We start from the raw sequence: 6705 nt of genomic DNA, 5'->3' as shown, positions 1-6705 counted from the left end.
CAGGGGAAGAGGGTAGGTCTGCACTACACGGCGAAATCGGAGCAAAAACTTCGAGTTTCCGAGGAAATTCCAAGGTGAACTCTCAAAAAATTTCCAAAAACAGGGGTCAATTGCGAAAGTCGGGGTAATCCGCGGAACTCGCTGTAGTAATTCGTGCCATCTGGCGCGGTGGCGTGAAACTGCCTGAAATTTGCGTAGAGATAATCCCGCTGGCGGTTCATCCAGCCTTTGCGCTGGATGAAATAGAGGAACAACAACCGGTTCAACAACGTTTGCGTCTCGCGCTCGATGGCTTCGTCATCCATCCACTTGTTCCGCTCGCGGATTTCCTTGGCAACAGCAGTGAAGGACTTGCAGAAATCGTCGAAGAACTTCTTGGTGACCGCCTCGACATCGAACGCTTCGTCGTGATGCTCCTGAATGGTCAGCGGCGCGAGCCCGAACAATTCGGGGCTGATGGCGTCGAGGCTCAAAAGCGAAATCCGCTCCGACGCCGTGCGCAATCTTTCCTCCGGGCCGACGGTGATGCGGCGAAAGAGACGGCGCTTGTCGCCCGCCTCGTCGTATGCCAGCCGGCAATAGATGACGTGGAAGTCGTTGTTCTCGCCGCCACCCGCGAACAACACCGGATCGTTCGCCAGCGCCTTGCCCGCCGATTCCGTCCAGCCGCGCCGGGAAACCGGCTGGTTGAGGCGTTGGTAATTGAGTTCCGACCAAAAGAGTTGCTTGAGCGGTTCAATTCCGCGCAACCCCTTCGGCAAATCCAGAACGTTCTGCTGCCGTTCAGGTCGTGACATGGCTGTTCGCTCGCGCGCGAATCAGCCCTGTCGGGATGGCTTCTGTTCCGTGGAGGGATTCTTGTGCCTGAAAAACGAAGGGGCGTGACTTACTCACGCCCCATCACAGGCACTGGCATGCCCTCTCAGGAACGCTTTCAGGCACATCCCGAGTGGGCGTGCCTTCGAGCGCCGTTCGTTGAGTCGAAATTGTCCGTTTCGTGATGAACAGCAGCCGAAGCTACGCGAAATGTGTTTTGTTAAAAGGGTTCTGGTCGTCTTTGTTCTTTCGCTGACGCGGGGAGATTACTGAAAAGGGCCGCCCGCAGACAAGAGCGCAGCCACAGTCTGTCAAACTCGCTCCCTTACCTCCTGTTTGGATTGTCGAATTGTTCGCGTTCCAAAGCGCGCGCGTAACTGACAATCCGCCGGATCAGGCTGTTGTAGTACGAATGCGCCGCCGTGCCGAGGCGTTGCTCCAAAAGCGCATACAGATCGTGCTCGTAAGGCCGGGGCCGCGCGAGGTCCGGCACAAGGATGCCCAGCCGTCTGAGTCGCGGCGCGGCAATCAAGACGAGCAGCGCCGGCTCGGTCACCCGGCCCGCCCCGAGATCGGCGAGACCTTGTTGGACCAGGTCTTCACCGGGGAGAGAACTCTCCCGATCAGAACTTCGCGCCTTGTCCCCTTGAACGGCCCTCTCTCCCGTTCCCTCTCCCCCTTGGTGCGGGAGAGGGGTGCGTTCGCAGGAAGCTTCCACGGCTTGCGAGCCGTGCACACGGCCCTTGAACCCATCGCCGGTAGGGGGGCGCTGCGGCGCCGCCGCATCGACTGAAGACCGGCTGCGCGGCAACGCAGCCCTACCAGGTTCATGGGAAAATCGTTCCCGGGGGTCTCCGCTCATGGCTTTCCGATCTTGCCGAGAAACTCTTCCACCTTTTTCTCGAATTGTTGCGCGTCGATGGCTGGATAGCGTAAAAGCCCCGGCTCAATTTGCGCGAATCGGCGTTTCAATTCATCGACGCTGACGTACCCACCGCGCAAAAAGTCGGCCACGTCCTCCAGATCTTGCGCATGGCCGCGCTCCAATTTGGCCAGAGCCTGCAGGGAAAAATCGTAGTGATAAAACTGAACTCGGCCAATGGACGCGATGTGCCGGCTGCGCTCCCGCCAGTCCGCGGCGGCCGGAATGAAGTCGTCCGGCGACGCGAGTTCCACGTTGAGGTTCAAGCGATCTTTGAGGGTGGCGATGGCCTCAAAGGCGCCCTCCGGTTCGGGATCCAGTTTCAAATCGATGTCGATCGTCTGGTCGCGAAGGTTCAGCAGCAAGGCGGTGGCGCCGCCAGTGAAGTAAACGCTCCCCGGACTGCGGGTTGCCGCGGCAAGTTCGTGCATGAACTGCTTCAGGGTTTCGAGAGTGACTTTTCGCCTCATGCGTCTTGGCGGCTGAACGATCAGAGACCGTAGGGGCAGAAGCAGGTCTTGGCAAGCTTACCACGGCTTTTAGAGTCCGATTAAAAGTGTCGGCCCGCGACTCTGCTTGACTTTCCTCTCTCCGCGCGAGGAACGAGTGGGAAGAGAGGGGTTTCTTGGAAACATGAGAAGCGCGCCAACGCCCCTCCTCTCCCCGGCCCTCTCCTCCCTTCGGGAAGAGAGGGAGAAGACTTCGTTGACCGACAGTCTTAATCGCTCCCCCGGCGGATGGGCACGGTACGCCGGGCGGTTCCTATGGCGTCGAACCAGAGCGGGCGGGCCCCGCGGCTGGAAGTTTCCACACTTCGAGCGCTTCCGGTAAGCTGCCGCACTGCGCGAGTTGTTTGGAAGCCCGTTGAAGTCCGTAAATGGCCTTCGCGTGCTCGAACGTTTCCGGAAGTTTTGTCAATGACACCAACCGCCGCGGCGCAAGCGCCCCCGCGACTTCGGAAATGTCCGTCACGCGCAGGACGTTGAGCAATGCCGGCCCTTGCCAGTGCGACGGCGGCGGATCGCTCAGGATGACTTGCTTGTGACCCGCTCCTCGAAAAGCGCGGCGTACAACGCGACGGCGCCCATTTCGTCTTTGCCATAGAGCGAAATTGACGCGGGCGCGAGTTTCTCCTCCTCAACCGCCCACTGGACGGCCCGCCGGACATCCCAGATTCGCATGGCCGCGATCGTGCGCCCCATCCAAACCGCGGTGCGTTCGATGTTGGTGAACTCCGCCGCGCTCATCGTTTGCTCCGTGAAACGCGGGTTCAGAATTAGAACGGCGTAACGGCCCAGCAACGGCAGCCATTCATCCACGTCCATGAAAGCAATGGAGTCGCTCGGACGCTTCACGTAAATGAGCAATGGCGCGCCGGTCGGCCGGCCTTTTGGCGTGAAAAGCTGCGCCCGAACACGCGCGCCGTCTTCTGCCTGAAACAAAACTTCCTTGTGGCCGGCGTATTCATACCGCGTCAGCCAGCCGCCCGTGCCGCGCAAAATTTTTGTCTCGAATGGAATCGAGTTCGTCGGGAACCACCGAAAGACTTTTTCCCGGAGTTGCGCGAGCAACTCGGCGCGACGCCGTTCCCACGCCGTTCGTGACGACGGTTTCCTCAGAGAAGACAGCGTCGTGAATTGATTCTGAATCCTGAAATTGGCGGCGTCGGTAGGAATATTGGCCAGGCAAGCGAGAGCCTCGGCGGTTTCCTGGGGCGGCTTGTTCGTCTCCAGAGGCAACAGCGTCGCGTCGTCCTTGAGCCAGCGCGTCATCCATTGCCGGGCTTCGGGCGTTCTTCGAAGACTGGCGTGGAGCGAAGATTCGACCCGCGATCGGGCGCAGCCTGGCCGGCGAATTTCTCGAAGAGCGCGTTCCGCTTCTCCGCAAACACGCGGAAGCCGGACGTGCCAAGTTCCAGCGTGCCGTGCGTGCCCCGATACTGCGCTTCCTGGCTGAAATATTCGTTGTTGCTGGAACCGATGAAACTGATCGTCAGATTGCGCGAGGGATAATTGAAGAGCGCGTTGCAGGTGTCCGGCACCGTGCGCCCGTCCTTGTAGCGATAGATCCCGCCCGTCGCTGCGCACGTCTCAGGAATACCGAGATCCATCACGAGATTGGCCGCGTCGAGAGGATGGCTCATGAGGATGCCGAAGATGCCCGTGCTGTATTCTTCGTAGCATTGCCAGTGGAAGAAGCGTTGCGGATCGTAGGGCCGTGGCGGGCGGTTCGCTTGAAAGCGTTTCCAATCCACGTGCTCCGGCCCGGCTTTCGGGGGCAAGCCTTCCGTGTTGTAATCATTGTATTTGCGCCACGGAGTTGTCGCCCGGTTGCGGGAGGACCAAAGCTGGATCTGGGTGATTTCACCGAGAATGCCGGACTGGACGACCTCACGCGCCCTGTAGAAATGTTCGATGCTGCGACGCTGATAACCCACTTGCGTGACGCGTCCGGTTTCCCGCGCCTTGTTGCGAACTTGTACGGCTTCCTCAAAGGAATAGCTCAGAGCGTGTCCGAAAATTGCGCGGGGTCCTGCGGCGAGGGATTTTGGCTGTGGCCAAGGCGGCGAGGTCCGAGCATCCCCAACGCGGGCTGTAAGGACCGAGCCAACGCAGGCCACGGACAAAAGACCCGCCGCCCGGAGGGTTTTCGCGCCAAAGGCCGCCTGGCTTCGTTGCTCCTCAGTCGAAGATCCAGGGAGGATATTCTCCTTCGTTGCGCCTCGCCATCCGGCCTTTGGCGCGAAAACAGGACCCCGCGGAATTTTCGGACACGCTCTCAGAGGTTTCTCGACATAGACATCCTTGCCCGCGGCCAGCGCGTCGAGCGTCATGGCGGCGTGCCAGTGATCCGGCGTGGCGATGACGACGGCGTCAATCTCGCGGTCGTCGAGCAAGCGCCGATAATCGTAGTGCAAAGGCGTCGTTGCATCTTGCAAGCGTGGTTTGATGCGGTCGAAGTAATGCTCGCTCAAATCCGCGATGCCGCCCACGCGGACGCCCTTGCACCGGCGAAGCTCCTCGTGCAATTCGTAGCCGCGCACGCCGACGCCGATCAAGCCGACACGGATTTCGTCAGCGACATTCTGCGCCCGGGCCAGGCGTGACAGTTCGATTGCCGAAGCCGCGGCACCGAGCGAGGTTAGTGTCTTGAGGAACGTCCGGCGATTCGGAGGCGATTGGGACGGGGAAGAATTCATGGAGATTGAATATCCGACTTGAGGGCCACGGGACAGTCGATTTTGACAGCATTCTCGTTTTAACCTCGTGGCGCAGCCGTCCCGGCTGCGAGTTGGGATAGCGTCTCGCCGTTCGACGCAAGCGGGGCGAGACGCCCCTTGAACCCGCAGGCGAGGACGCCCGCGCTACTCCTTCCGTTCGCGACATTTTCCCGCGACAATTCTGGAGGCTGTGTTAGATATGACTCCGTTCAGGATAAACCGAGAGCGCCACCGGACTATCATTCCTCTCAAGGCTCATTCTGCATTGCGAAGGGATGAAGCGGCCCGGCTCAGAAATCTGTGAACACCAACTGATCGAGGCTTTTCATGAATTCCAACCTGCTCCGCCGCTCGCCACGCCAATTGAAACTGGCCCACGCCTTCACGCTCATCGAACTGCTCGTCGTCATCGCGATCATCGCGATTTTGGCCGGGATGCTCTTGCCCGCACTTGGCCGGGCGAAGGAGAAAAGCCGAACCATCCGTTGCAACAGCAATCTTCACCAACTGGCTCTGGGATTTGCCATGTACGCGGACGATCACCAGGATTTGTATCCCGCCTATGAAGAATGGGCCACGCTGGGCGGCACGACCGGCATCATGACTCTGGCCGGGGGCCGCGTTCCTGCCTCAAGAAGGCCCTTGAACGCCTATGTGCCGGGAGCGGAAGCCTGGCGTTGTCCTTCGGACAAAGGCGACTCACTTTGGAAAACAATGTTCACTTCCGAGTTCCGGAGCGCCTTCCCGACGGGACGCCAGAGCAGTTGCTTCGAGGCGTATGGCAACAGTTACCTGACCGTGTGGGCCGTGGAGACGCTCCGCATTCAGCACGTCACGTCTGATTCCCGGGCCGCCAAGGGCACCCCTCAGGCGACCTCGATGAAAGCGAGCGAGATCGCCAAAAGCCCCTCGAACAAACTCGTCTCGGGTGATTGGCCGTGGTGGGCGGATCGCGACAAGAAGGACTTGTTCAGCCAATGGCACAACGTGAAAGGCCAGTACCGTTTCAACGTGTTGTTCGGCGACGGGCACACGGAGTTTTTCGAGTTTCCCCAGGAAGCCTACAAGTGGAACTACACGGGCCCGAAGCCCGATCCGAATTTCAAATGGTGGTAGGCCGGCCCTGGCCTGAATGCTTGCCCGTTACCTCCTGGAGGATGTTGACCATTCGTCGATTGGTCTCGGCATCTTTCACCGCCACGCGAACGGAGTCCGGGCCCATTCCCATCAGCCCGGCGTTACGCAGAAACAGGCCCTGTTCGCGGCACCGTTCAATGAGCGCTTCTGCATCGAGAGACTTTTCAGGCAGATGGCAAAGAAGGAAATTGGCGACACCCGGGCGAACCTCCCAATCGAGAGATCGCAGTTCGCGAGCCAGGCTTTCCTGCAGCGCGTGGGTCTCCTGATACCGGGTAGCGTAATAGTCGGGATCTTCCGACGCCCGAACTGCGGCAACCTGCGCCGGCAGGCTGACCACCCAGGGTGGCGTGATGGCGCGCAGAGTTTCGAGTTGATGCGGCCCCGCGCAAAGATAAGCCACGCGCGCACCGCTCAGCGCATAGACCTTCGACATCGATTTGCACACGAGCGTGTTCTCCGAGCGCGCCGCGAAACGTTCGAGCGATTCCGGCGTGAGCCAATGCCGAAGTGCCCGGAAGATGAGGTCGGACGAGCCAGCGCCGGGCAAAATGTTGCCGGGAGCCACTCCGCGTGCGCGAGCAATGGTTTCGATCAAGCCTTCGCACGC

8 protein-coding genes are annotated in these 6705 nt (G+C 60.1%); 1 reads left to right on the top strand and 7 read right to left on the bottom strand.

Annotated features, from left to right (window positions below; all coding sequences use genetic code 11):
- Nucleotides 1-23 precede the first annotated feature (23 nt).
- The 6 genes from FJ398_24780 to FJ398_24755 form a co-directional block, all read right to left on the bottom strand.
- Entirely contained in the window at nucleotides 24-797 is a 774-nt protein-coding gene (locus tag FJ398_24780; protein MBM3841111.1) for a hypothetical protein, read from the bottom strand.
- 344 nt (nucleotides 798-1141) lie between these two features.
- A complete protein-coding gene (locus FJ398_24775; protein ID MBM3841110.1) occupies nucleotides 1142-1678 on the bottom strand; it encodes a hypothetical protein in 537 nt (178 codons plus the stop codon).
- Nucleotides 1675-2208, bottom strand: coding sequence for a hypothetical protein (locus FJ398_24770; GenBank protein MBM3841109.1), 534 nt, complete (start codon nucleotides 2206-2208; stop codon nucleotides 1675-1677). Before FJ398_24770 ends, FJ398_24775 begins: the two co-directional genes overlap by 4 nt.
- 292 nt (nucleotides 2209-2500) lie before the next feature.
- The gene (locus FJ398_24765; protein ID MBM3841108.1) at nucleotides 2501-2710 is read right to left on the bottom strand and encodes a hypothetical protein; all 210 of its coding nucleotides are present in this window, start codon (nucleotides 2708-2710) and stop codon (nucleotides 2501-2503) included.
- Between the two features lie 53 nt (nucleotides 2711-2763).
- Nucleotides 2764-3510, bottom strand: coding sequence for a hypothetical protein (locus FJ398_24760; GenBank protein ID MBM3841107.1), 747 nt, complete (start codon nucleotides 3508-3510; stop codon nucleotides 2764-2766).
- Entirely contained in the window at nucleotides 3507-4937 is a 1431-nt protein-coding gene (locus FJ398_24755; GenBank protein MBM3841106.1) for a Gfo/Idh/MocA family oxidoreductase, read from the bottom strand. Before FJ398_24755 ends, FJ398_24760 begins: the two co-directional genes overlap by 4 nt.
- A 348-nt stretch (nucleotides 4938-5285) precedes the next feature.
- Between FJ398_24755 and FJ398_24750 the strand changes: the two genes are divergently transcribed.
- Nucleotides 5286-6074 (top strand): type II secretion system protein, encoded by a 789-nt coding sequence (locus FJ398_24750; protein ID MBM3841105.1) that lies wholly within the window; start codon nucleotides 5286-5288, stop codon nucleotides 6072-6074.
- Here the strand turns inward: FJ398_24750 and FJ398_24745 are convergent.
- The coding region (locus FJ398_24745) for an aminotransferase class I/II-fold pyridoxal phosphate-dependent enzyme (protein ID MBM3841104.1) at nucleotides 6061-6705 on the bottom strand (645 nt) is incomplete at its 5' end. The two genes, FJ398_24750 and FJ398_24745, sit on opposite strands and share 14 nt — an antisense overlap.

It is taken from the genome of Verrucomicrobiota bacterium (genome assembly GCA_016871535.1).
GTDB lineage: Bacteria > Verrucomicrobiota > Verrucomicrobiia > Limisphaerales > SIBE01 > VHCZ01.
Note: the sequence above shows the minus strand (reverse complement) of the source record. Positions and strands in the feature narration are given on the sequence as shown.